Source organism: Streptomyces sp. NPDC060031, assembly GCF_042736805.1.
Classification (GTDB): domain Bacteria; phylum Actinomycetota; class Actinomycetes; order Streptomycetales; family Streptomycetaceae; genus Streptomyces.
In genome coordinates, this window is sequence record NZ_JBHWVM010000002.1 from 104,019 (window position 1) to 126,771 (window position 22,753).

The 22,753-nt window shown below is 72.4% G+C and carries 18 protein-coding genes and 2 pseudogenes; 8 read left to right on the forward strand and 12 right to left on the reverse strand.

Translation table 11 applies throughout. The features are described 5' to 3' along the window. Positions 1 to 3: 3 nt before the first annotated feature. A complete protein-coding gene (locus ACFWB8_RS01415; protein ID WP_385220892.1) occupies positions 4 to 159 on the reverse strand; it encodes a hypothetical protein in 156 nt (51 codons plus the stop codon). Between ACFWB8_RS01415 and ACFWB8_RS01420 the strand changes: the two are divergent. Together ACFWB8_RS01420 and ACFWB8_RS01425 are read left to right on the forward strand one after the other, a co-directional pair. Next, positions 104 to 466 (forward strand): annotated as a pseudogene (locus ACFWB8_RS01420) (UTRA domain-containing protein); the annotation flags it as partial. The gene ACFWB8_RS01415 and the pseudogene ACFWB8_RS01420 overlap by 56 nt on opposite strands. Before the next feature lie 160 nt (positions 467 to 626). Next, positions 627 to 4,496, forward strand: a complete 3,870-nt coding sequence (locus tag ACFWB8_RS01425) for an ABC transporter ATP-binding protein (protein ID WP_385220750.1) — start codon at positions 627 to 629, stop codon at positions 4,494 to 4,496. A 13-nt stretch (positions 4,497 to 4,509) separates the two neighbouring features. Here the strand turns inward: ACFWB8_RS01425 and ACFWB8_RS01430 are convergent, their stop codons facing one another. Then, entirely contained in the window at positions 4,510 to 4,905 is a 396-nt protein-coding gene (locus ACFWB8_RS01430; RefSeq protein WP_385220753.1) for an EF-hand domain-containing protein, read from the reverse strand. Next, positions 4,905 to 5,063 (reverse strand): hypothetical protein, encoded by a 159-nt coding sequence (locus ACFWB8_RS01435; protein WP_385220756.1) that lies wholly within the window; start codon positions 5,061 to 5,063, stop codon positions 4,905 to 4,907. Before ACFWB8_RS01435 ends, ACFWB8_RS01430 begins: the two co-directional genes overlap by 1 nt. Before the next feature lie 174 nt (positions 5,064 to 5,237). Here ACFWB8_RS01435 and ACFWB8_RS01440 point away from each other — a divergent pair, with 174 nt between their 5' ends. Then, positions 5,238 to 5,687, forward strand: coding sequence for a hypothetical protein (locus ACFWB8_RS01440; RefSeq protein WP_385220759.1), 450 nt, complete (start codon positions 5,238 to 5,240; stop codon positions 5,685 to 5,687). 84 nt (positions 5,688 to 5,771) lie between these two features. Continuing rightward, positions 5,772 to 7,214, forward strand: coding sequence for a S28 family serine protease (locus ACFWB8_RS01445; protein WP_385220761.1), 1,443 nt, complete (start codon positions 5,772 to 5,774; stop codon positions 7,212 to 7,214). A gap of 60 nt (positions 7,215 to 7,274) precedes the next feature. On the opposite strand, the gene ACFWB8_RS01450 is transcribed toward ACFWB8_RS01445, so the two are convergent. Both ACFWB8_RS01450 and ACFWB8_RS01455 read right to left on the reverse strand, forming a co-directional pair. Beyond that, complete coding sequence (locus ACFWB8_RS01450; protein ID WP_385220764.1) at positions 7,275 to 9,137, reverse strand: glycoside hydrolase family 3 protein; 1,863 nt, start codon at positions 9,135 to 9,137, stop codon at positions 7,275 to 7,277. Positions 9,138 to 9,210: 73 nt separating this feature from the next. Then, entirely contained in the window at positions 9,211 to 10,104 is an 894-nt protein-coding gene (locus ACFWB8_RS01455; protein ID WP_385220767.1) for a LysR substrate-binding domain-containing protein, read from the reverse strand. 100 nt (positions 10,105 to 10,204) lie between these two features. Between ACFWB8_RS01455 and ACFWB8_RS01460 the strand changes: the two genes are divergently transcribed. Then, positions 10,205 to 11,140: an EamA family transporter gene (locus tag ACFWB8_RS01460; RefSeq protein ID WP_385220770.1), complete on the forward strand. Its 936-nt coding sequence runs from the start codon at positions 10,205 to 10,207 to the stop codon at positions 11,138 to 11,140. Here ACFWB8_RS01460 and ACFWB8_RS01465 read toward each other — a convergent pair. Together ACFWB8_RS01465 and ACFWB8_RS01470 are read right to left on the reverse strand one after the other, a co-directional pair. Further along, positions 11,091 to 11,594, reverse strand: a pseudogene (locus ACFWB8_RS01465) (GNAT family N-acetyltransferase); the annotation flags it as partial. The gene ACFWB8_RS01460 and the pseudogene ACFWB8_RS01465 overlap by 50 nt on opposite strands. A gap of 71 nt (positions 11,595 to 11,665) precedes the next feature. Beyond that, positions 11,666 to 12,208 carry a DUF937 domain-containing protein gene (locus tag ACFWB8_RS01470; RefSeq protein WP_385220773.1) on the reverse strand — a complete coding sequence of 181 codons (543 nt, stop codon included), beginning with the start codon at positions 12,206 to 12,208 and terminating at the stop codon, positions 11,666 to 11,668. Positions 12,209 to 12,511: 303 nt separating this feature from the next. Between ACFWB8_RS01470 and ACFWB8_RS01475 the strand changes: the two genes are divergently transcribed. After that, a complete protein-coding gene (locus ACFWB8_RS01475; RefSeq protein ID WP_385220775.1) occupies positions 12,512 to 14,758 on the forward strand; it encodes an ATP-dependent RecD-like DNA helicase in 2,247 nt (748 codons plus the stop codon). A 182-nt stretch (positions 14,759 to 14,940) separates the two neighbouring features. After that, positions 14,941 to 16,230, forward strand: coding sequence for a citrate synthase (locus ACFWB8_RS01480; protein ID WP_385220778.1), 1,290 nt, complete (start codon positions 14,941 to 14,943; stop codon positions 16,228 to 16,230). A 377-nt stretch (positions 16,231 to 16,607) separates the two neighbouring features. Here ACFWB8_RS01480 and ACFWB8_RS01485 read toward each other — a convergent pair whose 3' ends face one another. The 5 genes from ACFWB8_RS01485 to ACFWB8_RS01505 form a co-directional block, all read right to left on the reverse strand. Then, positions 16,608 to 18,884 (reverse strand): heavy metal translocating P-type ATPase, encoded by a 2,277-nt coding sequence (locus ACFWB8_RS01485; protein ID WP_385220781.1) that lies wholly within the window; start codon positions 18,882 to 18,884, stop codon positions 16,608 to 16,610. 91 nt (positions 18,885 to 18,975) lie between these two features. Next, positions 18,976 to 19,209 (reverse strand): heavy-metal-associated domain-containing protein, encoded by a 234-nt coding sequence (locus ACFWB8_RS01490; RefSeq protein ID WP_385220784.1) that lies wholly within the window; start codon positions 19,207 to 19,209, stop codon positions 18,976 to 18,978. Between the two features lie 138 nt (positions 19,210 to 19,347). Next, positions 19,348 to 19,548: a helix-turn-helix transcriptional regulator gene (locus ACFWB8_RS01495; RefSeq protein ID WP_385220787.1), complete on the reverse strand. Its 201-nt coding sequence runs from the start codon at positions 19,546 to 19,548 to the stop codon at positions 19,348 to 19,350. A gap of 220 nt (positions 19,549 to 19,768) precedes the next feature. Then, a complete protein-coding gene (locus tag ACFWB8_RS01500; protein ID WP_385220790.1) occupies positions 19,769 to 20,782 on the reverse strand; it encodes a Gfo/Idh/MocA family protein in 1,014 nt (337 codons plus the stop codon). 25 nt (positions 20,783 to 20,807) lie between these two features. Then, entirely contained in the window at positions 20,808 to 21,722 is a 915-nt protein-coding gene (locus ACFWB8_RS01505) for a sugar phosphate isomerase/epimerase family protein (protein ID WP_385220793.1), read from the reverse strand. Positions 21,723 to 21,787: 65 nt separating this feature from the next. Here ACFWB8_RS01505 and iolC point away from each other — a divergent pair, with 65 nt between their 5' ends. Next, positions 21,788 to 22,747 carry a 5-dehydro-2-deoxygluconokinase gene (iolC, locus tag ACFWB8_RS01510; RefSeq protein WP_385220795.1) on the forward strand — a complete coding sequence of 320 codons (960 nt, stop codon included), beginning with the start codon at positions 21,788 to 21,790 and terminating at the stop codon, positions 22,745 to 22,747. The last annotated feature ends 6 nt before the right edge of the window (positions 22,748 to 22,753 follow it).

Below are 22,753 nucleotides of genomic sequence, written 5' to 3' on the forward strand. Positions count from 1 at the left end.
GGCTCACGCGGCGCTGACCACGACCTGCGAGGTCTCCCCGGCCAGCTTGAGGCTCACCGCGGAGTCCATGGCCCGCGCCAGCCGTGCCGACAACGGCCCGGCCGGCCCGGTCGCCTGTGTGCGGCGGCGGAGGTTTCTGCTCGACGGGAAGGCCGTCATGCTCTCGACCTCGTACCTCGACGCGGGCCTCGTGGCCGCGAGCGCCATCGCCGAGCCCGACACCGGGCCCGGCGGCATCTACGCCCGCCTCGCGGAGCTCGGCCACGGGCCCGCCCGGTTCCGGGAGGAGGTCCGCTCCCGGATGCCGAGTTCCGATGAGGCCGCACGGCTCGGGCTGGCCGCCGGGACCCCGGTCGTGCTGGTCGCCCGTACCGCGTTTGCCGCCGACGGGCGGGCCGTCGAGGTCAACGAGATGGTGCTCGACGCCTCCGCCTACGTCCTGGAGTACGAGTTCGACGCCCCCTAGGCGCCCCCCAGCGCCCCCCAGCGTCCGCCGGGGAAGCCCGGACGGGTCAGACGGGCGTGCGCGAGTCCGCGTCAGGCCGTTCGATTGTTGCGGCGGGATGAAATCCGCCGGTCGGGGCGTTGGGGGTGGCGGTAGGACACGACCAACGGGGAGGCACCACGTGGTGGCGGCAGAGACGGCAGCCGACGCAGGCAAACCGGGCTGGGGCAGGCGGCTGGCCGCCTACACCTGGCGCTACAGGCTCAACGTACTGCTCGCGCTCGGGTCCTCCCTGGCGGGCATGGCCGTCATGGCGGTCGTGCCGCTGGTCACCAGGGTGATCATCGACGACGTCATCGGGGACAAGACCAAGGACATGGCGCCCTGGGCCGGGATGCTCATAGCCGCGGCCCTGCTCGTGTACGTGCTGACCTACGTCCGCAGGTACTACGGCGGACGCCTCGCCCTCGACGTGCAGCACGACCTGCGCACCGACATGTACGACACCATCGCCCGCCTCGACGGGCGCCGGCAGGACGAGCTGTCCACCGGGCAGGTGGTGGGGCGGGCCACCAGCGACCTCCAGCTCATCCAGGGCCTGCTCTTCATGCTGCCCATGACCATCGGGAACTTCCTGCTCTTCGGGATATCCCTCGGCATCATGCTCTGGCTCTCGCCGCTGCTGACCCTCGTCGCGCTGCTCATGGCCCCCGCCCTCTGGTTCATCGCCAAGCGCAGCCGCAAGAAGCTCTTCCCCGCCACCTGGTACGCGCAGGCCCAGGCCGCCGCCGTCGCCACCGTCGTCGACGGGGCCGTGACCGGCGTACGCGTCGTCAAGGGCTTCGGCCAGGAGGAGCAGGAGACCGGCAAGCTGCGCGCCGCCGGCCGCCGGCTGTTCGCCGGGCGGATGCGGAGCATCCGGCTCAACTCGCGCTACACCCCCGCCCTCCAGGCCGTGCCCGCGCTCGGACAGGTCGCCATGCTGGCCCTCGGCGGCTGGATGGCCACCAAGGGCCAGGTCACCCTCGGTACCTTCGTCGCCTTCTCCACCTACCTCGCCCAGCTCGTCGGACCCGTCCGCATGCTCGCGATGGTCCTCACGGTCGGACAGCAGGCCCGCGCCGGCGTGGAGCGCGTCTTCGAGCTCATCGACACCGAGCCCGTGATCGAGGAGGGCGACCGCGAACTGCCCGCCGACGCCCCCGCCACCGTCGAGTTCGAAGACGTCGTCTTCGGCTACGACCCCCAGCGGCCCGTCCTCGACGGCTTCTCGCTCTCCATCGCCGAAGGCGAGACCGTCGCCGTCGTCGGCGCCTCCGGCAGCGGCAAGTCCACCGTCTCCCTCCTCCTTCCGCGCTTCTACGACGCCGACCGCGGCACCGTCCGGGTCGGCGGCCACGACGTGCGCGAGCTGACGTACGAATCCCTGCGCGGCGCCATAGGCCTGGTGCCCGAGGATTCGTTCCTGTTCTCGGACACCATCCGCTCCAACATCGCCTACGGGCACCCGGACGCCACCGACGAGCAGGTCGAGGCCGCCGCCCGCGCCGCCCAGGCCGACGGGTTCATCGCGGCCCTGCCCGCCGGGTACGACACCAAGGTCGGCGAGCAGGGGCTCACCCTCTCCGGCGGCCAGCGCCAGCGCATCGCGCTCGCCCGCGCCATCCTCACCGACCCCCGCCTGCTCCTCCTCGACGACGCCACCTCGGCCGTCGACGCCCGCGTGGAGCACGAGATCCACGAGGCGCTGCGGTCCGTCATGGCCGGCCGCACCACCCTGCTCATCGCCCACCGCCGCTCCACCCTCGGCCTCGCCGACCGGATCGCCGTACTCGAACACGGGCGGCTCGCCGACATCGGTACGCACGAGGAGCTGGAGCACCGCTCCGCCCTGTACCGCAGGCTGCTGACCGACCCCGACGCCCTCGGGGCGGCCTCCCCGCGGACCCCCGACGCGCCCGCGATGGCCGAGTTCGAGCGCGATCTCGACCGGGACCTGGAACGCGACATCGAGCTCGAGGCCGAGATCGACTCCGAGCCCGTGAGCGCCAAGCGACGGGTCAGCGACGGGGTCACCCCCGAGCTCTGGCGGCGCGGCGAGGACAACAAGCGCAGCGAGGGCCAGGACAAGACGACCGCCGTCCCCGCCGCGGGCAGCGGCGCGCCCGGCGCCGGGCACTCCATGGCCGGCGCCGTCGCCGGGATGCCCGCCACCCCCGAACTGCTCGCGCAGGTGGCCGCGCTGCCGCCCGCCGACGACACCCCCGGGGTGGACGAGGCTCGTGCCGCCGCCCCGGAGAAGAGCTACGGCCTGCGCCGCCTGCTGGGCGGCTTCTGGGCGCCGCTCGCCATCAGCCTCGGGCTCGTCGCCGTCGACGCGGGCTCCGGGCTGCTGCTGCCGGTCCTGATCCGGCACGGCATCGACAAGGGCGTCACGCAGGCCGCCCTCGGCGCCGTCTGGGTGGCCGCCGGGCTCGCCCTGGTCGTCGTCGTCGCGCAGTGGGCCGCGCAGTTCGCCGAGACCCGGATGACCGGGCGTACCGGCGAGCGCGTGCTGTACGCCCTGCGCGTCAAGATCTTCGCCCAGCTCCAGCGACTCGGCCTCGACTTCTACGAGCGCGAGCTGACCGGCAAGATCATGACCCGGATGACCACCGACGTGGACGCCCTGTCCAGCTTCCTGCAGACCGGGCTCGTCACCGCCGTCGTCTCCGTCTTCACCTTCTTCGGCATCCTGATCGCCCTGCTCGTCCTCGACGTCGAGCTCGCGCTGATCGTCTTCGCGACCCTCCCCGTCCTGGTGCTCGGCACCTTCGTCTTCCGCCGCAAGTCGGTCGCCGCCTACGAGCTCGCCCGCGACCGGGTCAGCCTGGTCAACGCCGACCTCCAGGAGTCCGTCTCCGGGCTGCGCATCGTCCAGGCGTTCCGCCGCGAGGGCTCCGGCGCCCGCCGCTTCGCGGAGCGCAGCGACTCGTACCGGGAGGCCCGGGTCCGCGGGCAGTGGCTGATCTCGGTCTACTTCCCCTTCGTGCAGCTGTTGTCCTCCGGGGCCGCGGCGGTCGTGCTGATCGTCGGCGCGGGGCGGGTGGACGCCGGCACGCTGACCACCGGCGCGCTGGTGGCGTACCTGCTCTACATCGACCTGTTCTTCGCCCCCGTCCAGCAGCTGTCCCAGGTCTTCGACGGCTACCAGCAGGCCACCGTCTCGCTGGGCCGCATCCAGGGGCTGCTGCGCGAGCCCACCACCACGCCGCTCGCCGCCGAGCCGCGCGCAGTGCCCGCCCTGAGCGGGGAGATCGCCTTCGAGGACGTCCGCTTCGCCTACGGCACCGCCGAGGAGCGGGGGGAGAAGGGCGAGGCGCTCGCCGGGATCAGCCTGCGGATACCCGCCGGGCAGACCGTCGCCTTCGTCGGCGAGACCGGCGCCGGCAAGTCCACGCTGGTCAAGATGGTGGCCCGGTTCTACGATCCGACCTCCGGCCGGGTCACCGCCGACGGCGCCGACCTGCGCGACCTCGACCTGACGGCGTACCGGCACCGGCTGGGCGTCGTCCCGCAGGAGCCGTACCTCTTCCCCGGGACCGTCCGCGACGCCATCGCCTACGGGCTGCCCGAGGCGAGCGACGCCGAGGTGGAGGCGGCCGCGCGCGCGGTCGGGGCGCACGACATGATCGCCACCCTCGACGGCGGCTACCTGCACACCGTCGCCGAGCGCGGCCGCAACCTGTCGGCGGGCCAGCGCCAGCTGATCGCGCTGGCCCGCGCCGAGCTCGTCGACCCGGACGTGCTGCTGCTGGACGAGGCCACGGCCGCGCTCGACCTGGCCACGGAGGCGCAGGTCAACCACGCCACGCAGCGGCTCGCGGGCAAGCGCACCACCCTGGTGGTGGCGCACCGGCTGACCACCGCCGCGCGCGCCGACCGGGTCGTGGTGATGGACCGGGGCGGGGTCGTGGAGGACGGCACGCACGCCGAACTCCTGGCGCGCGGCGGCCGGTACGCCGAGCTGTGGCGCACCTTCGCCGGCGAGGACGAGCGCGCCGCGGCCTGAGCCCGGCCACGCCTCAGAGTTCGCCGAAGAGCAGGTTGCCCGGGGCGTCCTCGTCGTTGCCCGTGTAGTACTCGCGGACGGCGACGAGGAGTTCGTCCACGGACAGGTATCCGTCGTGGTTCAGGTCGATCCTCGCGAAGAGCGCGTCCGTGTCGGCGGGCTCCAGCTTCGTGCCGAAGGCCAGCTGGGCCTTGTGGAACTCCTCGGGGCTGATCTGTCCGTCGCCGTTGGTGTCGACGACCGTGAGGATCGCCTGCATCATCGGCCGCAGCGACCGGTCGTAGGCCGCGCCGCCGCCCTGGTACAGCCGCGTCATGCCCAGCTTGTACTCCTCGGGCGTGACCTTGCCGTCCCGGTCCATGTCGAGCTCGGTGAACAGGTCCTGCCAGAAGTCCGCGAGCCCGGCCATCACGCGCTCGGCCTGGGCGAGTCGGCGGGCTCGTCGAGTGCGTCGAGCAGCCGGGATCCGAGGGCGATGATGTCGCTCGCGTCGATGACCTGGTCGGAATTGACGTCCAGGTGCCGGAAGGCGCGCTCCAGCTTGCGGTCGAGCAGGTCGTTCGTCATGGAAGTGCCTTCTCGTGGGTAACTGGTTACTCAGCGTAATCTCCCGGCCCCCTCTGAACTTCCGTATGGGCGCGGGGGGTTGCGGATCCACCCGTACGAGGTCACCGGAGTCGAGTCCTTGCGCACCACAACCTTCCGGCAGGCTCCGGCGTCGTACATGCGTACGCACACCGTGTGCGCGACCGAACGGGGGGCGGGGTGCTGCTGAGGCGGGGGAGCCGGGGGAGGCGGGGTCGGCGGGTCGGCGGCCTCGGGGTGTTCGCGGGGGCGCTGTGGCTGAGCGTCGCCGGGCTGTTCGCGGCGCCGCCCGCGCAGGCGGCGCCGCCCGCGACCGGGGGCTGTGCGGGCCGGCTCGTCAAGGCGCTGCCCTTCGGCGCGGGCGAGGTCCGCGTGTACAAGACCCGCACGCGGGCCTGCGCGGTGACCGTGGCCCACGCCCACGCCCCCGCCGGGCGCCGCGCGATGGCGGTGAGCATTCAGCCACGCGGCGGCGCCCCCGTACGCGATGCGGGGCGGTTCGTCCGGTATGCCGGTCCTGTCGCCGTGCCCGCGATCAACCGCTGTGTGTATGTAAAGGGCGGCGTGGCGGGCGGATCGGTCGATTCCGGCTGGATTCTTTGCTGACGCTGCGACCCAACAAGGTCTGTTCAGCGGCGTGTTGACCCGACTAGGTTCACGGCGACCGAAGTGAACTCAAGGGGAGTGTGCATGCGCAAGACGCTCGGATGGCTGCTGTCACTCGTGGTGCTGATCGGCACCATGGGTGCGGCAAGCTTCACGGCTCAAGCGGCCACCGCCGCAGGGCCGGCCGCCGCCACGGACATCAAGGACCAGATCCTCGGCATTCCCGGGATGAGCCTGATCGAGGAGAAGCCGTACCCCGGCTACCGCTTCTTCGTACTGAACTACGAACAGCCGGTCGACCACCGGGCGCCGTGGAAGGGCACCTTCAAGCAGCGTCTGACCCTGCTGCACAAGGACGTCTCCCGGCCGACGGTCTTCTTCACCTCCGGCTACAACGTCAACACCAGCCCGCGCCGCAGCGAGCCGACGACCATAGTCGACGGCAACCAGGTGTCCCTGGAGTATCGATTCTTCACGCCGTCGCGGCCCGACCCGGCCAACTGGGCGAACCTGGACATCTGGCAGGCCGCCAGCGACCAGCACCGCATCTTCACCGCCCTCAAGAAGATCTACAACAAGAACTGGCTGGCCACGGGCGGCAGCAAGGGCGGCATGACGGCCACCTACTTCGAGCGCTTCTACCCGCGCGACATGGACGGCGTCGTCGCCTACGTCGCGCCGAACGACGTGGTCAACAAGGAGGACTCGGCCTACGACCGGTTCTTCAGCAAGGTCGGCACCAAGGAGTGCCGCGACAAGCTCAACGCCGTGCAGCGCGAGGCGCTCGTACGCCGTGAGCCGCTGGAGGCCAAGTACGCGGCCGCCGCCGCCGAGAACGGCTGGACCTTCAACACCGTCGGCACCCTCGACAAGGCCTACGAGGCCGTCGTGCTCGACTACGTGTGGGCCTTCTGGCAGTACAGCCTGCTCGCCGACTGCGCCACCGTCCCGGCAGCCGCCACCGCGAGCGACCAGGAGATCTGGGACACCGTCGACACGATCTCAGGCTTCTCCGCCTACGCCGACCAGGGCCTGGAGACGTACACGCCGTACTACTACCAGGCGGGCACGCAGCTCGGTTCGCCCGACATCAAGCAGCCCCACCTCAAGGGGCTGAGCCGCTACGGCTACCAGCCGCCGCGCAACTTCGTCCCCCGCGACATCCCCATGACCTTCCAGCCGGCCGCCATGGCGGACGTGGACACCTGGGTGCGGAGCAACGCCCACCAGATGCTCTTCGTCTACGGGCAGAACGACCCGTGGGGCGCCGAGCCGTTCCACCTCGGCTACGGGGTGCGCGACAGCTACGTGATGATCGCGCCGGGCGCCAACCACGGTGCCAGCGTCGCCAAGCTGCTGGACGAGGAGAAGGCCCTGGCCACCGCGAAGATCCTGCAGTGGGCCGGGGTGGCCCCGGCCACCGGGTTCTCCGCGGACGGCGCCGCACCCGCGGCGGCGCCGCTGGCGAAGCCGGACCCGCAGCTCGACCAGGTCGACCTGCGCCGCGAGCCGATGCTGCGGCCGTAGCCGCGACGGCGGCCGCGGTCGCCGTCGTCGCGACGGCGCCGGTCGCCGCCGGGCCGCGGGCTAGTACGTCAGCCCGTGGCCCAGCGGGTAGCGGCCCGGCACCGGGACCGGGAGGCGGCCCGAGGGCCGCACGGCCCCGGTGAGCACCCGGGCCGCCGCCCGCAGCTCCACGTCCGTCCAGGAGTACGTCGCCAGCTCGGCCGCGCACGCGGGCAGCCGGGCCGCGTCGTACGGATTGCGGATCGCCACCAGCACCACCGGGACCCCGGTGGCGAGCAGCCCCGCGACCAGCGTGCGCTGCGGGCTGTCCCCCTCGGGGACGTTGTACGTGCACACCAGCGCGGCCGCGTGACCCGCGGCCGCAGCCACCGCACGCTCCGGCGCCGCGGCCGTCGCCCGGCAGCCCAGCGCGGACAGCTCCCGGGCCAGTACCTCGGTAGGGGGTCCGGTCGTACCCGTGGGGGAGGCCGGGTCGGTGCCCGTCACCAGCAGCAGGGGCCGGGCCGCCGGGTCCAGCGGCAGCAGCTTCACCGGGTTGGCCAGCAGGGTCGTCGTCCCGGCCGCGATCTCGTCGGCGGCGGCCAGGTGCTCCGGGATCCCGACGACCGCGGCCACCTCCGCGGCGGAGGCCTCCGCGGTGTGCGGGCGGTCGAACAGGCCCCGGCGGGCCTTGAGTTCCAGGATGCGCAGCACCGACTCCTCGATCCGCGCCCGCGACAGCTCGCCCGACTCCACGGCCGCCAGCACGCTGCGCACGGCAAGCCCCAGGTCCGGCGGATTCAGCAGCTGGTCGCAGCCGGCCTTCAGGGCCAGCACCGGGACCCGGTCGTCCCCGTACTTCTGGCGGACCCCGGCCATGTCGAGGGCGTCGGTGACGACCACCCCCCGAAAGCCCAGGCGTTCGCGCAGGATCCCGGTGACGATGGGCCGCGAGAGGGTCGCCGGATCCCGTGACGGATCGAGCGCGGGGAAGACGATGTGCGCCGTCATGACGGCGTCCACGCCCGCCTCCACCGCCGCCCTGAACGGCGGCTCGTCCAGTTCCTCCCACTGCGCGCGGGTGTGCCGCATCACCGGCAGTCCGACGTGGCTGTCGGTCTCGGTGTCCCCGTGGCCCGGGAAGTGCTTGGCCGTCGCGGCCACCCCGGCCCGCTGGTAGCCGCGCACCTGGGCGGCGACCAAGGCCGCCACGGCGCGCGGGTCGGCGCCGAAGGACCGTACGCCGATCACCGGATTGGCCGGGTTGACGTTGACGTCGGCCACCGGCGCGTAGTCCTGCCGGATGCCCATCGCGGCCAGCTCGACGCCCGCGATCCGCGCGGCCCGGCGGGCCTCGGCGGCGGAGCCCGTCCCGCCGTACTGCGCGCCGAGCGCCATCGCTCCCGGGAGCAGGGTCGCGGGCGTGCCGATGCGGGCGACGATGCCGTGCTCCTGGTCGGTGGAGATCAGCAGCGGCACTCCCGCGCCGGAGTCCGCGGCCGCCCGCTGGAGGCCGCCCGACAGCTGCGCGATCTGCCACGGGGTACGGGTGTTGTGGGCCCAGGCGAAGTAGACGATCCCGCCGAGGTGGTGGCGGGAGACCAGCTCGGCGGCGGTGCGCACCCCGAACAGCGCCGTGTTCCGCTCGGCGTCCGCCGGGTCGGGCTCGGTCGCCGAATGCCCGTACACCCGGGACACGAAGAGCTGCCCGACCTGCTCGGCCAGGCTCATCCGGGCCACCAGGCCGTGCAGCTCGGCCGCGTCGGGCCGGTGCCCGGCCGGCCGGTCCCGGCGGGGCGGGTGGTCGCCGGGCCGCGGGTCGTGGGGCCGCGGGTCTTCGGGCGCCGGGTCGCGCCCCACGGCGGCGGCGGCGGCCCCGGCGGCCGTGGCGGCGGCCACTGCGGCCACGGCGAGCAGGGTCCGGCGGGAGGCTTGGTACGGCACGCGCCGGACCCTACTGCCGGGCCGCCCCGCCGCGGCCGCGGACACTCGCGGGGTCCCCCGGAAGGGGTTCCGTCTAGCCCCACTGCTCCTGCAGGGTGCGTACGGCCTCGGTGATCGCGGGCCGGCGGGCCGCCCCGGTCCGCCACAGGGCGTACAGCCTGCGTACGGGCCCCGGCTCCAGCGGTACGGCCACCGCGCCCGGCGGCAGCGCCCCGGTGCCCAGCCGCGGCACGACCGCCACCCCGAGCCCGGCCGCGACCAGCGCGACGATGGTGTGGTTCTCCTCGGCGACGTGCGCGATGTCGGGCTCGAACCCGGCCGTGCGCAGGGTCCGCACCAGCCAGTCGTGGCAGACCCGGCCGGGCGGCTGGCACACCCAGCGCTGCCCGCCCAGATCCGCCCGCCGGATCACCGCCCGGGAGGTGAAGGGGTGGCTCTCGGGTACGACGAGGTCGCAGCGGTCGTCGCCGATCACCGCCTGCTCCACCCCCTCGGGAGCGGGCAGCGGGGCGATGTCCCAGTCGTGCGCGACCGCGAGATCGGTGACCCCCCGGGCCACCAGGTCCACGGAGAGGTGCGGGTCCACCTCCGTCAGGCGTACGTCCAGCGCGGGATGACGGCGCGCCAGGTCGGCCAGCACCCCCGGCAGCAGCCCGCGCGCCGCCGAGGCGAAGGCGGCCACCGTGAGCAGCCCGCTCGGCTGCCCGCGGCGCTCTTCCAGAGTGGTCTCGGCGCGCTCCACGATGGCCAGCAACTCCTGGGCCGTGTCGGCCAGATGGCGGGCCTCCTCGGTGAGCGCGACACCGCGCCCGCGCCGCTCCAGCAGCGTGGTGCGGGTCTCCCGCTCCAGCTTGGCGATCTGCTGCGAGACGGCGGAGGGGGTGTAGCCGAGGGCGGCCGCCGCGCCCGCGACCGAGCCGTGGACGGAGACGGCGTGCAGGGCGCGCAGCCGGGACAGGTCGAGCATGGGGCCATGGTGGCACCCGGACCACCCGTAAGCAACGCTTCATCCATCCCGGAAGAGATCCGCGCTGGTGCTACATGGTCCTGGCGTCGATGCTCGGAGCATGCGTCCCGTACACACCGCACTCGCCGTGCTCGTCGCCGCCGTCTGGGGCGTCAACTTCGTCGTCATCGAGATCGGCCTCGGACACTTCCCGCCGCTGCTCCTGTCCGCGCTGCGCTTCCTCGTCGCCGCCCTGCCCGCCGTGTTCTTCGTCGGACCGCCCAAGGTCGCCTGGAAGTGGATCGCCGGCGTCGGAGTCGCCCTCGGCATCGCCAAGTTCGGGCTGCTCTTCACCGGCATGGCCGACGGGATGCCCGCCGGGCTGTCCTCCCTCGTGCTCCAGATCCAGGCCGTCTTCACCGCCGTCCTGGCGGCCGTCGTCCTGCGCGAGCGGCCCGGCCGGGTCCGGGTGGCTGGCATGGGCGTCGCTCTCGCCGGGATAGCCGTCGCCGCCGCCGACGGGGGGACCTCCGGGCCGGTGCTGGGCTTCACCCTGGTCGTGGCGGCCGCCGCCTGCTGGGGCGTCTCCAACGTGCTGACGCGCAGGGCCTCGCCGCCCGACGCCCTGAACTTCATGGTCTGGGTGTGCACCGTCCCGGTGCTGCCGCTGTTCGGGCTCTCGCTGCTGGTGGAGGGGCCCGAGCGGGACCTCGCCGCGCTGCGCGGCCTCGACTGGTCCGGGGCCGCGGTGATCGGGTACGTGGCCTGGGTGTCCACCGTGTTCGGATTCGGCGCCTGGGGGTACCTGCTGCGCCGCTACCCGGCTTCCTCGGTGGCACCCTTCTCGCTGCTGGTCCCGGTCTTCGGGATGTCCTCGGCCGCGCTGGTGCTCGACGAGGGGATCTCGGGGCTGCGCTGGCTGGCGGCCGTCCTGCTCGTCGGCGGGGTGGCGCTCACCTCGCTGGCCCCCGCGCGCGCTTCGAACCGTACGGGGGTCGGTTCGGGCGTCAGCGCGGGGAGTCCTCCTGTAGCGGCAGCCGCCAGTCCTGCCCCGTGAGGGCGACGCCGTACGAGCGGTGCGGGCGCTCGGCGACCAGGGTGAAGCCGGCGCGCTCGTAGAGGGAACGGGCCTCGCGCAGCACGTCGTTGGTCCACAGCACCAGCTCGCGGTAGCCGACCGAGCGGGCGAAGGCGACCGCGGTGTCGACCAGCAGGGCGCCGATGCCGTGGCCGCGGCCCGCCGGCTCCACCAGCAGCAGCCGCAGCCGCGCGGTGCCGGGGGAGCCCTCCTCGCGCACGCACATCACCGAGCCGGCCGGCCGGCCGTCCAGCTCGGCGATCCAGACGCGCTCCAGGTACGGGTCGTGGTCCCCGGCGAAGTCCGCGACGATCCGGGCCACCGAGCCCTCGAACTCGCTGTTCCAGCCGTACTCGGCGGCGTAGAGCGCGCCGTGCCGCTGCACGATCCAGCCCAGTTCGCCGGGCGCCGGGTCCCGCAGCCGCACCTGTGCACCGGGGTTGTCCATGGCGCCCGAGGATAGCGCGGCGGCCGTTGCGCCGTAGGGGTGACGCGTACGGGTGACTACTTCTTGCCGCCGCCCAGGATCTGGCCCAGCAGGTCGCCGAGACCGCCGCCCTCGGCGGGGGCCGTGCCGGGGGCGGGTGCGCCTCCCGTGGTGGCCGCGCCCGCCCCGGCGCCCTTGCCGGCGGCGGCGCGCTTGGCGAAGACGGTCAGCAGCACCGGGATCAGCATCTCGATGACCCGGCCGACGGTGGCCGCGGGGATGCCCGTCTTCTTCGACACGGCGTTGGCGACGGGCTTGGCGACCTTGGCGAGGACGCCGGCCATCATCCCGCCGCCGAGCATGCCGCCGAGGCCGCCGCCGAGCGTGGCCGCGCCTTGCAGCGGCGGCTCGGCCACCTCGGCGAAGGCCTGGCGCACCTCCACGCCGTCGTCGTCGTCCGCGTCCGCCTTCTCCTGGAGGCCGCCGGTCATCGCGCCGACCGTCTCGGTGACGGTCTCGCGGGCGGTGCCCACGTCGCTGCCGAGCACCCCGGCGATCTCGGTCAGCTTGTCGTCGCCCAGCTCGTTGAGAACGTCGTCCTGGAATGAAGATTCGCTCATGACCGAAACGCTACGTGTGTGCCGATTCGCCGGCACTTCGGGTCGCGCTCGGATCACCCTTGGGTCATGAAAAAGTAAAGCTGTGGATCGGTGTGCAACCCCCGGCGGGGGTCGTGGGTCGTACGTTGCGTCGGCACTTCCGGGGAGGGATCTGGGGGGATCGGGAAGTCCGACACGGGAGGGGTAACCGTGAGGGGGTCCGGCCGCGAGGCCGGACCCCCTTCCGGTTTTCCGCCCCCGTTTTCCGCCCCCCGTTATCCACAGGCCGTCCGGGCTGTCGGTGCCAAGCGGTAGCTTCTGGTCATGGCAACCAACGGGGCGGTGCAGCCGGCAGTGGTCGAGGGGGTGCTCGAGCGCATCACCTATGCCAACGAGGAGAGCGGGTACACGGTCGCCCGCGTCGACACCGGCCGCGGCAGCGGCGACCTGCTCACGGTCGTCGGCTCCCTGCTCGGGGCGCAGCCCGGCGAGTCGCTGCGCATGGAGGGCCGTTGGGGCTCCCACCCGCAGTACGGCAAGCAGTTCACGGTGGAGAACTACCGCACCGTGCTCCCCGCGACCATCCAGGGCATCCGGCGCTACCTCGGCTCCGGGCTGATCAAGGGCATCGGCCCGAAGATCGCCGACCGGATCGTGGAGCACTTCGGCACCGGCACGCTCGATGTGATCGAGGACGAGCCGAAGCGGCTGATCGAGGTGCCGGGCCTCGGCCCCAAGCGGACCAAGCTGATCGGCGCCGCCTGGGAGGAGCAGAAGGCCATCAAGGAGGTCATGGTCTTCCTCCAGGGAGTCGGCGTCTCCACCTCCATCGCGGTGCGCATCTACAAGAAGTACGCCGACGCCTCCATCTCGGTGGTCAAGAACCAGCCCTACCGGCTCGCCGCCGACGTGTGGGGCATCGGCTTCCTCACCGCCGACCGGATCGCGCAGGCCGTCGGCATCCCGCACGACAGCCCCGAGCGGGTCAAGGCCGGGCTCCAGTACGCCTTGTCCCAGTCCACCGACCAGGGCCACTGCTTCCTGCCCGAGGAACGGCTCATCGCCGACGGGGTCAAGCTGCTCCAGGTGGACACCGGGCTGGTCATCGACTGCCTGGCGGAGCTCGCCGCCGACCCCGAAGGCGTCGTACGGGAGCCCGTGCCCGACCCGCAGGGCGGGCCGGACCCCCTCACCGCCGTGTACCTGGTGCCCTTCCACCGCGCCGAGCTGTCGCTGGTGGGGCAGGTGCGCCGGCTCCTGCAGGCCGAAGAGGACCGGATGCCGGGGTTCAGGGAGGTGGACTGGGACAAGGCCCTGGGCTGGCTCGCCGGGCGCACCGGAGCCGAACTGGCCCCCGAGCAGCGGGACGCGGTCAAGCTGGCGCTCACCCGCCGGGTCGCGGTCCTCACCGGCGGTCCGGGCTGCGGCAAGTCCTTCACCGTCCGCTCGATCGTGGAGCTGGCCCGGGCGAAGAAGGCCAAGGTGGTGCTCGCCGCCCCCACCGGCCGGGCGGCCAAACGGCTCTCGGAGCTCACCGGCGCCGAGGCCTCCACCGTGCACCGCCTCCTGGAACTCAAGCCGGGCGGGGACGCGGCGTACGACCGGGAGCGGCCGCTGGACGCCGACCTGGTCGTGGTCGACGAGGCCTCGATGCTGGATCTCCTGCTGGCCAACAAGCTGGTCAAGGCCGTGGCCCCCGGAGCGCACCTGCTGCTCGTCGGGGACGTGGACCAACTCCCCTCCGTCGGCGCCGGCGAGGTGCTGCGCGACCTGCTCGCCGAGGGCGGCCCGGTCCCGGCCGTCCGCCTGACCCGGATCTTCCGGCAGGCCCAGCAGTCGGGGGTGGTCACCAACGCGCACCGGATCAACACCGGTCTGCCGCCCATCACCCAGGGGCTCCCCGACTTCTTCCTCTTCCCGGAGGAGGACACCGAGGAGGCCGGACGGCTCACCGTGGATGTCGCCGCCCGGCGAATTCCGGCCAGATTCGGGCTTGACCCGCGCCGGGACATCCAAGTCCTCGCCCCCATGCACCGTGGCCCGGCCGGCGCCGGAAATCTCAACGGGCTGCTCCAGCAGGCGCTCACCCCTGCCCGGCCCGACCTGCCCGAGAAGCGCTTCGGCGGCCGCGTCTTCCGGGTGGGCGACAAGGTCACCCAGATCCGGAACAACTACGAGAAGGGCGCCAATGGCGTCTTCAACGGCACCGTGGGCGTGGTCACCGGCCTCGACCTGGACGAACAGCGCCTGACGGTGCGCACGGAGGAGGACGAGGAAGTCGCCTACGAGTTCTCGGAGCTCGACGAGCTGGCCCACGCGTACGCCGTCACCATCCACCGCTCCCAGGGCAGCGAATATCCGGCGGTGGTGATCCCGGTCACCACGGGAGCCTGGATGATGCTCCAGCGAAATCTCCTCTACACGGCGGTGACCAGGGCCAAGAAATTGGTCGTCCTGGTCGGGTCCCGCAAAGCCCTCGGCCAGGCTGTGCGTACGGTTTCCGCAGGCAGGAGGTTCACGGCGGTCGCGCCCAGGCTGGCCGGACGCATACCGGTGGGGAACATCACCTAGATGATCGATCATTTGGGGTTCCCGCCACCGGTGCGGAGGGGCAGGATGAGCAGGTTGAAGGCACTCAGTGCCGTCAAAAAGACCAAAGGCCGACCCCGAGTGCACTCTCCTGTGCCAAATGGGGGAAGGTAGAGGCAGTCAGGGCACCTCGAAGAAGAGGCACTACGTCGGTGAGGGATGACGTGAGCGACAACTCTGTAGTACTCCGGTACGCGGACGGTGAATACACCTACCCGGTGGTCGAGAGCACCGTCGGTGACCAGGGATTCGACATCGCGAAGCTGCGGGCCCAGACCGGGCTCGTCACCTTGGACAGCGGGTACGGCAACACCGCCGCGTACAAGTCCGCGATTACCTACCTCGACGGCGAGCAGGGGATCCTGCGCTACCGCGGCTACCCGATCGAGCAGCTGGCCGAGCGTTCGACCTTCATCGAGGTCGCGTACCTGCTGATCAACGGGGAGCTGCCGACCGTCGACCAGCTCGCGTCGTTCCGCAACGACATCACCCAGCACACGCTGCTGCACGAGGACGTGAAGCGGTTCTACGACGGCTTCCCGCGGGACGCGCACCCGATGGCGATGCTGTCCTCCGTGGTCAGCGCGCTGTCCACGTTCTACCAGGACAGCCACAACCCGTTCGACGAGACGCAGCGCAACCTCTCGACGATCCGGCTGCTGGCCAAGCTGCCGACGATCGCCGCGTACGCGTACAAGAAGTCGGTCGGCCACCCGGTGGTCTACCCGCGCAACGACCTCGGCTACGTCGAGAACTTCCTGCGCATGACCTTCTCCGTGCCGGCCCAGGAGTACGACCTGGACCCGGTCGTGGTCTCGGCGCTCGACAAGCTGCTGATCCTGCACGCGGACCACGAGCAGAACTGCTCGACCTCCACCGTGCGCCTGGTGGGCTCCTCGCAGGCGAACATGTTCGCCTCGATCTCCGCCGGCATCTCGGCCCTGTGGGGTCCGCTGCACGGTGGCGCCAACCAGTCGGTGCTCGAGATGCTGGAAGGCATCAAGGCCGACGGCGGCGACGTCGACACCTTCATCCGCAAGGTGAAGAACAAGGAAGACGGCGTGAAGCTCATGGGCTTCGGGCACCGCGTCTACAAGAACTTCGACCCCCGGGCGAAGATCATCAAGGCGGCGGCGCACGACGTCCTCTCGGCGCTCGGCAAGAGCGACGAGCTGCTCGACATCGCGCTCAAGCTCGAAGAGCACGCGCTGGCCGACGACTACTTCGTGGAGCGCAAGCTCTACCCGAACGTCGACTTCTACACCGGCCTGATCTACCGGGCCATGGGCTTCCCGACCGAGATGTTCACCGTGCTCTTCGCGCTCGGCCGGCTCCCCGGCTGGATCGCCCAGTGGCACGAGATGATCAAGGAGCCCGGCTCCCGCATCGGCCGCCCGCGCCAGATCTACACCGGCGAGGTCCTGCGCGACTTCGTCCCGGTCGAGGGCCGCTGACCCGAGGGCCGCTGACCCGAGGCCCGCTCCGCACGGCAGTAACAGCTGTACGAAAAGCGCCCCGCCGCCGATCCCCCCACGGGTCGACGGTCGGGGCGCTTTCCTTTCCCCGGAACGGATTCCCCCCACGGGACCCGAGCCGGGGCGATCGGTGCTGCCGGGACCCGCTACGGGTCGGGAGGGCCGCTCAAAGCCTCCCGCGGGCGCGCGTCCCGGCCGGCCGATGCCCGGGCGTCCCCCAAGACCCCCGCGAACGTCCCCCAGACGTTCTTGGCATCGCCCCATTAGACCCGCGACGGTGGCAGATGGTTACGTTCCAATCACTGTGATCTGCGTCTCGCGTGAAGGAAGTGTGTGCGAGATGGGGAGAAGGACTACTAGCGGAAGCTGCGCAACCGCAGGCTGTTGGTGACCACGAAGACCGAGGAGAAGGCCATCGCGGCCCCCGCGATCATCGGGTTGAGCAGGCCCGCGGCCGCCAGCGGCAGGGCCGCCAGGTTGTAGCCGAACGCCCAGAAAAGGTTGCCCTTGATGGTGGCCAGGGTCCGGCGCGAGAGCCGGATCGCGTCCGCCGCGACCCGCAGGTCGCCCCGTACGAGGGTCAGGTCGCCGGCCTCGATCGCCGCGTCGCTGCCCGTGCCCATGGCCAGCCCCAGGTCGGCCTGGGCCAGCGCCGCCGCGTCGTTGACCCCGTCGCCGACCATGGCGACCGTACGGCCCTGCGCCTGCATCCGGCGTACGACCTCGACCTTGTCCTCGGGGAGCACCTCGGCGATCACCTCGTCGATGCCCACCTCGCGGGCCACCGTCTCGGCGACGGCCTTGTTGTCGCCGGTCAGCAGGACCGGGGTCAGCCCGAGCGCCCGCAGCCGGGACACGGCCTCGGCGCTGGTGTCCTTGACCGCGTCGGCCACGGTCAACACCCCGCGCGCGGCCCCGTCCCAGGCCACCACCACGGCGGTGCTGCCGGCCGCCTCGGCGGCCGCCTTGGCCTGCGCGAGGGCGGCGGGCAGCGCGATCGACCAGTCGGCCAGCAGCTGCTCGCGGCCCACCAGCAGGGCGTGCCCGTCGACCACGCCCTGGACGCCGAGCCCGGGGAGGTTCTCGAAGCCCTCGGGAACCGGCAGGGACCCGGTGCGCTCCGCCGCGCCCGCGGCGATGGCGCGGGCGATCGGGTGCTCGGAGGCGTGCTCCAGGGCCCCTGCGAGGCGGAGCAGCTCGCGCTCGTCCACGCCCTCGGCGGTGTGCACGGCGGCAAGCGTCATCCGGCCGGTGGTGACGGTCCCGGTCTTGTCCAGGACCACGGTGTCCACGCGGCGGGTGGACTCCAGCACCTCGGGCCCCTTGATCAGGATCCCGAGCTGGGCGCCGCGGCCGGTGCCGACCATCAGCGCGGTCGGGGTGGCCAGGCCCAGGGCGCACGGGCACGCGATGATCAGGACGGCCACGGCGGCGGTGAAGGCGGCCGTCGGGTTCTCGGTGATCAGCAGCCAGGTCACCCAGGTGCCGAGCGCGAGCAGCAGCACGACCGGGACGAAGACCCCGGAGATCCGGTCGGCGAGGCGCTGCACCTCGGCCTTGCCGTTCTGAGCGTCCTCGACCAGTCGGGCCATCCGGGCGAGTTGGGTGTCGGCGCCGATCCGGGTGGCCTCGACGACGAGGCGGCCGGAGGCGTTGACGGTAGCGCCGGTGACGAAGTCGCCGACGGTGACCTCGACCGGGACCGACTCGCCGGTCAGCATGGAGGCGTCCACGGCGGAACCGCCCTCGATGACGGCGCCGTCGGTGGCGATCTTCTCGCCGGGGCGGACCACGAAGCGGTCGCCGACGGCGAGCGCGCCCACCGGGATCCGCACCTCGACGCCGCCGCGCAGTACGGCCACGTCCTTGGCGCCCAGTTCCAGCAGGGCCTTCAGGGCCGCGCCGGCCTTGCGCTTCGAGCGGGCCTCCAGGTAACGGCCCAGCAGGATGAAGCTGACGACGCCGGCCGCGACCTCCAGGTAGATGGCGGAGGAGCCGTCCGTGCGGGAGATCGTGAAGTCGAATCCGTGCCGCATGCCGGGCATTCCGGCGTGGCCGAAGAACAGGGCCCACAGCGACCAGGCGAAGGCGGCCAGGGTGCCGACCGAGACCAGGGTGTCCATGGTGGCCGCGCCGTGCCGGGCGTTGGTCCAGGCGGCCTTGTGGAAGGGGAGGGCGCCCCAGACGACGACGGGGGCGGCGAGGGTGAGCGAGAGCCACTGCCAGTTGTCGAACTGGAGGGCCGGGACCATCGCGAGCAGGACGACGGGGAGCGCGAGCGCGGCGGAGGCCAGCAGCCGCGAGCGGAGCGCGGCCAGTTCGGGGTCGCGCGGGACCTGTGACCCGGCGCCGGCCGGGCCGGGCCCGCCTGGCTCGTCGGCCGGTCCGGGGGCCGGCGGCGGGGGTTCCTCGGCGGTGTACCCGGTCTTGACGACGGTCGCGATCAGGTCCGCCACCGCGACGTCACCGCCGTAGGAGATCTTGGCCTTCTCGGTGGCGTAGTTCACCGTGGCGCTGACCCCGTCCATCCGGTTCAGCTTCTTCTCGATGCGGGCCGCGCAGGAGGCGCAGGTCATTCCGCCGATCGAGAGTTCGACCGCCGCTATGGGTCCGTCGTGCACTGTGCTGGTCATGTGTTCCGGCTCCAGGGGGAGGGCCGGGGCGTACGGAACCAGTATGAGCTGGCCGGCACGCCCCGGCGAGGTACTGCCGAAAGGGGGAGGCTCAGACCCGGCCGACGAGCTCGTATCCGGCCTCGTCGACGGCGGCGCGCACGTCGGCCTCGGCGAGCGGGGCGGCGGAGACCACGGTGACCTCGCCGGTCGCGGCGACGGCCTTGACGGAGCTGACGCCCGGCAGGGCGGAGAGCTCGCCGGTCACCGCGCCCTCGCAGTGCCCGCAGGTCATGCCGGTCACCCGGTAGACGGTGGTGGTCTGGGTGTCCGTGTCGGCGCTCATGTCGTTCTCCTCTTTCAAGGGCGTGTCCGGTCGCCGGGAAGGCGGTCGATCGCTCCACCGTCCCTCCCGACACTCCCAGACTATACCCCTAGGGGGTATTGACGCGAGAATCCCCGGCACTTTCCCGGGGTGGTGCCGTCAGTCTTCGCGTCGGCTCCGATTGCCCGGGCGGCGGGCCACCCAGGCCCGGATGGTGTCGGCGTACCAGTAGGGCTTGCCGCTTTCCACGTGGTCGGGCGCGGGCAGCAGCCCGTGCTTGCGGTACGAGCGCACGGTGTCCGGCTGGACCCGGATATGGGCGGCGATCTCCTTGTACGACCACAGCTGTCGGTCGCTCATCCACGGCACCTCCTTGTCCACGCCGCGGGGCCGGCCGGGAGGCCGTCGGGGGAGCCGGGACGTGGACAGTGACGATCACTCGGGTAGTGCCCGGAGAACGATGCAGGGTGAGGGCGGGGGAGGGGCTGTGGACCGGCTGTGACGGAAGAGCCGCGTAATGCGGACATGTGTGACACAAGGGCGACCCCTGTGACAGATGCGGCACAGGGGTCGCGTGGAATCAGCGGTACAGGGGCGGGCGTTCCGCCAGCTCCACGGGAGTGCGTACGCCGCTGCGCGACGCGGCCAGACCCGCCTGCGAGACGGCCGCCGCCGCATAGCCGTCCCAGGCGTCGGGCCCCGCCACCCGCCCCCGCGCGGCGGCCGCCACCCAGCGCCGCAGCTGGCGGTCGTAGGCGTCCGCGAACCGCACGGTGAAGTCCTGGTCGATCGCCCCGCCCCAGCGGCCCGCCGACTGGACGACCATCGCGTGGCCGTCACCGATGCGGGCGCTGCCGCTCTCGCCGACCGCCTCGCACTGCACCTGGTAGCCGAAACCGCAGTTGACGAAGATCTCCACGTCCACGACGGCCCCGCCGGAGGTCTCCAGCAGCACCAGCCGCGGATCGCGCAGCCCCTCGGGGGCGGCGGCGGTGGGCGTGGGCGAGAGCACCGTCACGGCGGTGATCTCCTGCCCCAGCAGCCAGCGGGCCGCGTCCACCTCGTGCACCACCGAGTCGCTGATCAGCATGTCGCTGGTGAAGAAGGACGGGGAGGAGGCATTGCGGTGCCGGCAGTGCAGGAAGAGCGGCCGCCCGATCCCGCCCGCGTCCAGCAGTTCCTTGAGCCGCTCGTACTCGGCGTCGAACCGCCGCATGAACCCCACCTGGACGAGCCGGCGGCCCAGCCGCAGCTCCGCCTCCATCACGCGCAGCGCCCCCGCCGGATCCGGGGTCAGCGGTTTCTCGCACAACACCGGCAACTCCCGCGCCAGCGCGTGCAGGATCGCCTCCTCATGGGCGGGTCCGGGAGAGGCGATCAGTACGGCCTCCACCCCGGGCGCGGCTATCGCGGCGGCCGGGTCGGTGTGCGCGGCGGCCCCCTCCAGGCCGGCCGCGACCTCCTTGACGCGGTCCCCGTCCGGGTCGGCCACGGCCACCACCCGGGCCCCGCCGACGGTCCGGCCGATCCGGCGTACGTGGTCGGCGCCCATCTTCCCGGTGCCGATGACGGCGATGCCGAGCGTGCTGCTCATCCTTGGTTCCTCCCAGACAGTGGGGTCAGCGGGCGCCGCAGGAGCGCAGGTAGGCGCGGGTGCGGCGGGCGACCGGCAGCGGCCGGTCGGGCGGGCACGGGTACATGTCCTGCTCCACGATGGCGAACAGCTCCACGCCGAGCCGCTGGGCCGCCGCCAGTACGGGCTCCAGCGCGGGCACCCCCGCGGGCGGTTCGCACATCACCCCGCGCGCCACGGCCGGCCCGAAGGGCACCTGCTCCGCGATCACCTCGGCGAGGATCCGCGGGTCCACCTGTTTGAGGTGGAGGTATCCGATCCGCTCGGCGAAGGTCTCGATCGCCTGAACGCTGTCGCCGCCGCAGTAGGCGTAGTGCCCGGTGTCCAGGCACAGCGAGACCAGGTCGGGATCGGTGGCGTCGAGGAAGCGGGCCACGTTCCGCGGGGTGTCGATGTGCGTGTCGGCATGCGGGTGCACGACGATCCGCAGCCCGTACCGGTCCCGGACCTCCCGGCCCAGGCGCTCGGTCTGCGTGGTCAGTTCGCGCCATTGAGCGGGCGTGAGCTCGCGGTCCTCCAGCACCTCGCCCGTCTTGTCGTCCCGCCAGAAGGAGGGGATCACCACGAGGTGGCCCGCGCCCACCGCCCGGGTGAGCGCCGCGATCCGCGACACGTGGTCCCAGGTGTCCTCCCACACGGCGGGCCCGTGATGGAGTCCGGTGAAGACGGTGCCCGCGGACACGCGCAGCCCGCGCCCGGCGGTTTCCTCGGCGAGGCGCGCGGGATCGGTGGGCAGGTAGCCGTACGGGCCGAGTTCGATCCACTCGTACCCGGCGTCGGCGACCTCGTCCAGGAACCGCTCCCAGGGAGTCTGCCGAGGGTCGTCGGGGAACCAGACACCCCAGGAGTCCGGTGCCGAGCCGATGCGGATACGGGTCAACGCGGGCGGAGAGGACGTCATGCGGCCACCTTAGGGTGCGAGGCTCAAGGGGACGGGGAAGACCGATCGGGAGGAGTGGTGTGCTGGTGACTACGGATCCGTTGGCGTTCGACCTGATCACGATGGGGCGGATCGGGGTGGATCTCTACCCCTTGAAAACGGGCGTACCGCTCGCGGAAGCGGACACCTTCGGGAAGTTCCTGGGCGGCTCCCCGACGAACGTCGCCGTGGCGGCGGCCCGGCTGGGCCGGCGGACCGCGGTGATCACCCGGACCGGGGCCGATCCCTTCGGGACGTATCTCCGTGCGGAGCTGCGGGGGTTCGGGGTGGACGACCGGTGGGCGGGGGAGGTGCCCGGCCTGCTGACGCCGGTGACCTTCTGCGAGATCTTCCCGCCGGACCACTTCCCGCTGTACTTCTACCGCTTCCCGAAGGCGCCGGACCTGGAGATCGAGCCTGCGGACGTGGACCTGGACGCGGTGCGGGCGGCGCGGACGTTCTGGATGACGGGGACGGGCCTGAGCGCGGAGCCCTCACGGGCCGCGACGCTCGCGGCGCTGGAGGCCCGGGGGAAGTCCGGGACCACCGTCTTCGACCTGGACTGGCGGCCGACGCTGTGGTCCGAGGAGCCCGGGCAGTGGTACGAGCGGGCGCTGGCGCACGCGACGGTGGCCGTCGGCAACGCGGAGGAATGCGCGCTCGCCACCGGGGAGTCGGACCCGCACGCGGCGGCGCGGGCGCTGCTGGCGGCGGGCGTGGAACTTGCGGTGGTCAAACGGGGGCCGCGGGGGGTCCTGGCCGTGCACCGCGACGGGGCGGTGGCGGAGGTCGCGCCGGTGCCGGTGACTGTCGTCAACGGGCTCGGGGCCGGGGACGCGTTCGGCGGGGCCCTGTGCCACGGGCTGCTCTCCGGGTGGGACCTGGAGCGGACGATCCGGTACGCGAACGCGGCCGGGGCCATTGTTGCTTCGCGGTTGGCGTGTTCCACGGCGATGCCGTTCGCCAGTGAGGTGGAGGAGGTGCTGGGGCGTGGCGGTGCTGTCTGAGCGGAG

What these genes read in the sequence shown, in the direction of transcription:
- ACFWB8_RS01415 (WP_385220892.1), bottom strand. Translation starts at nt 159, where the DNA reads ATGACGGCCTTCCCGTCGAGCAGAAACCTCCGCCGCCGCACACAGGCG.
- ACFWB8_RS01430 (WP_385220753.1), bottom strand. Translation starts at nt 4,905, where the DNA reads ATGGCCGGGCTCGCGGACTTCTGGCAGGACCTGTTCACCGAGCTCGAC.
- ACFWB8_RS01435 (WP_385220756.1), bottom strand. Translation starts at nt 5,063, where the DNA reads ATGACGAACGACCTGCTCGACCGCAAGCTGGAGCGCGCCTTCCGGCAC.
- ACFWB8_RS01445 (WP_385220761.1), top strand. Translation starts at nt 5,772, where the DNA reads ATGCGCAAGACGCTCGGATGGCTGCTGTCACTCGTGGTGCTGATCGGC.
- ACFWB8_RS01455 (WP_385220767.1), bottom strand. Translation starts at nt 10,104, where the DNA reads ATGCTCGACCTGTCCCGGCTGCGCGCCCTGCACGCCGTCTCCGTCCAC.
- ACFWB8_RS01460 (WP_385220770.1), top strand. Translation starts at nt 10,205, where the DNA reads ATGCGTCCCGTACACACCGCACTCGCCGTGCTCGTCGCCGCCGTCTGG.
- ACFWB8_RS01470 (WP_385220773.1), bottom strand. Translation starts at nt 12,208, where the DNA reads ATGAGCGAATCTTCATTCCAGGACGACGTTCTCAACGAGCTGGGCGAC.
- ACFWB8_RS01475 (WP_385220775.1), top strand. Translation starts at nt 12,512, where the DNA reads ATGGCAACCAACGGGGCGGTGCAGCCGGCAGTGGTCGAGGGGGTGCTC.
- ACFWB8_RS01485 (WP_385220781.1), bottom strand. Translation starts at nt 18,884, where the DNA reads ATGACCAGCACAGTGCACGACGGACCCATAGCGGCGGTCGAACTCTCG.
- ACFWB8_RS01490 (WP_385220784.1), bottom strand. Translation starts at nt 19,209, where the DNA reads ATGAGCGCCGACACGGACACCCAGACCACCACCGTCTACCGGGTGACC.
- ACFWB8_RS01495 (WP_385220787.1), bottom strand. Translation starts at nt 19,548, where the DNA reads ATGAGCGACCGACAGCTGTGGTCGTACAAGGAGATCGCCGCCCATATC.
- ACFWB8_RS01500 (WP_385220790.1), bottom strand. Translation starts at nt 20,782, where the DNA reads ATGAGCAGCACGCTCGGCATCGCCGTCATCGGCACCGGGAAGATGGGC.
- ACFWB8_RS01505 (WP_385220793.1), bottom strand. Translation starts at nt 21,722, where the DNA reads ATGACGTCCTCTCCGCCCGCGTTGACCCGTATCCGCATCGGCTCGGCA.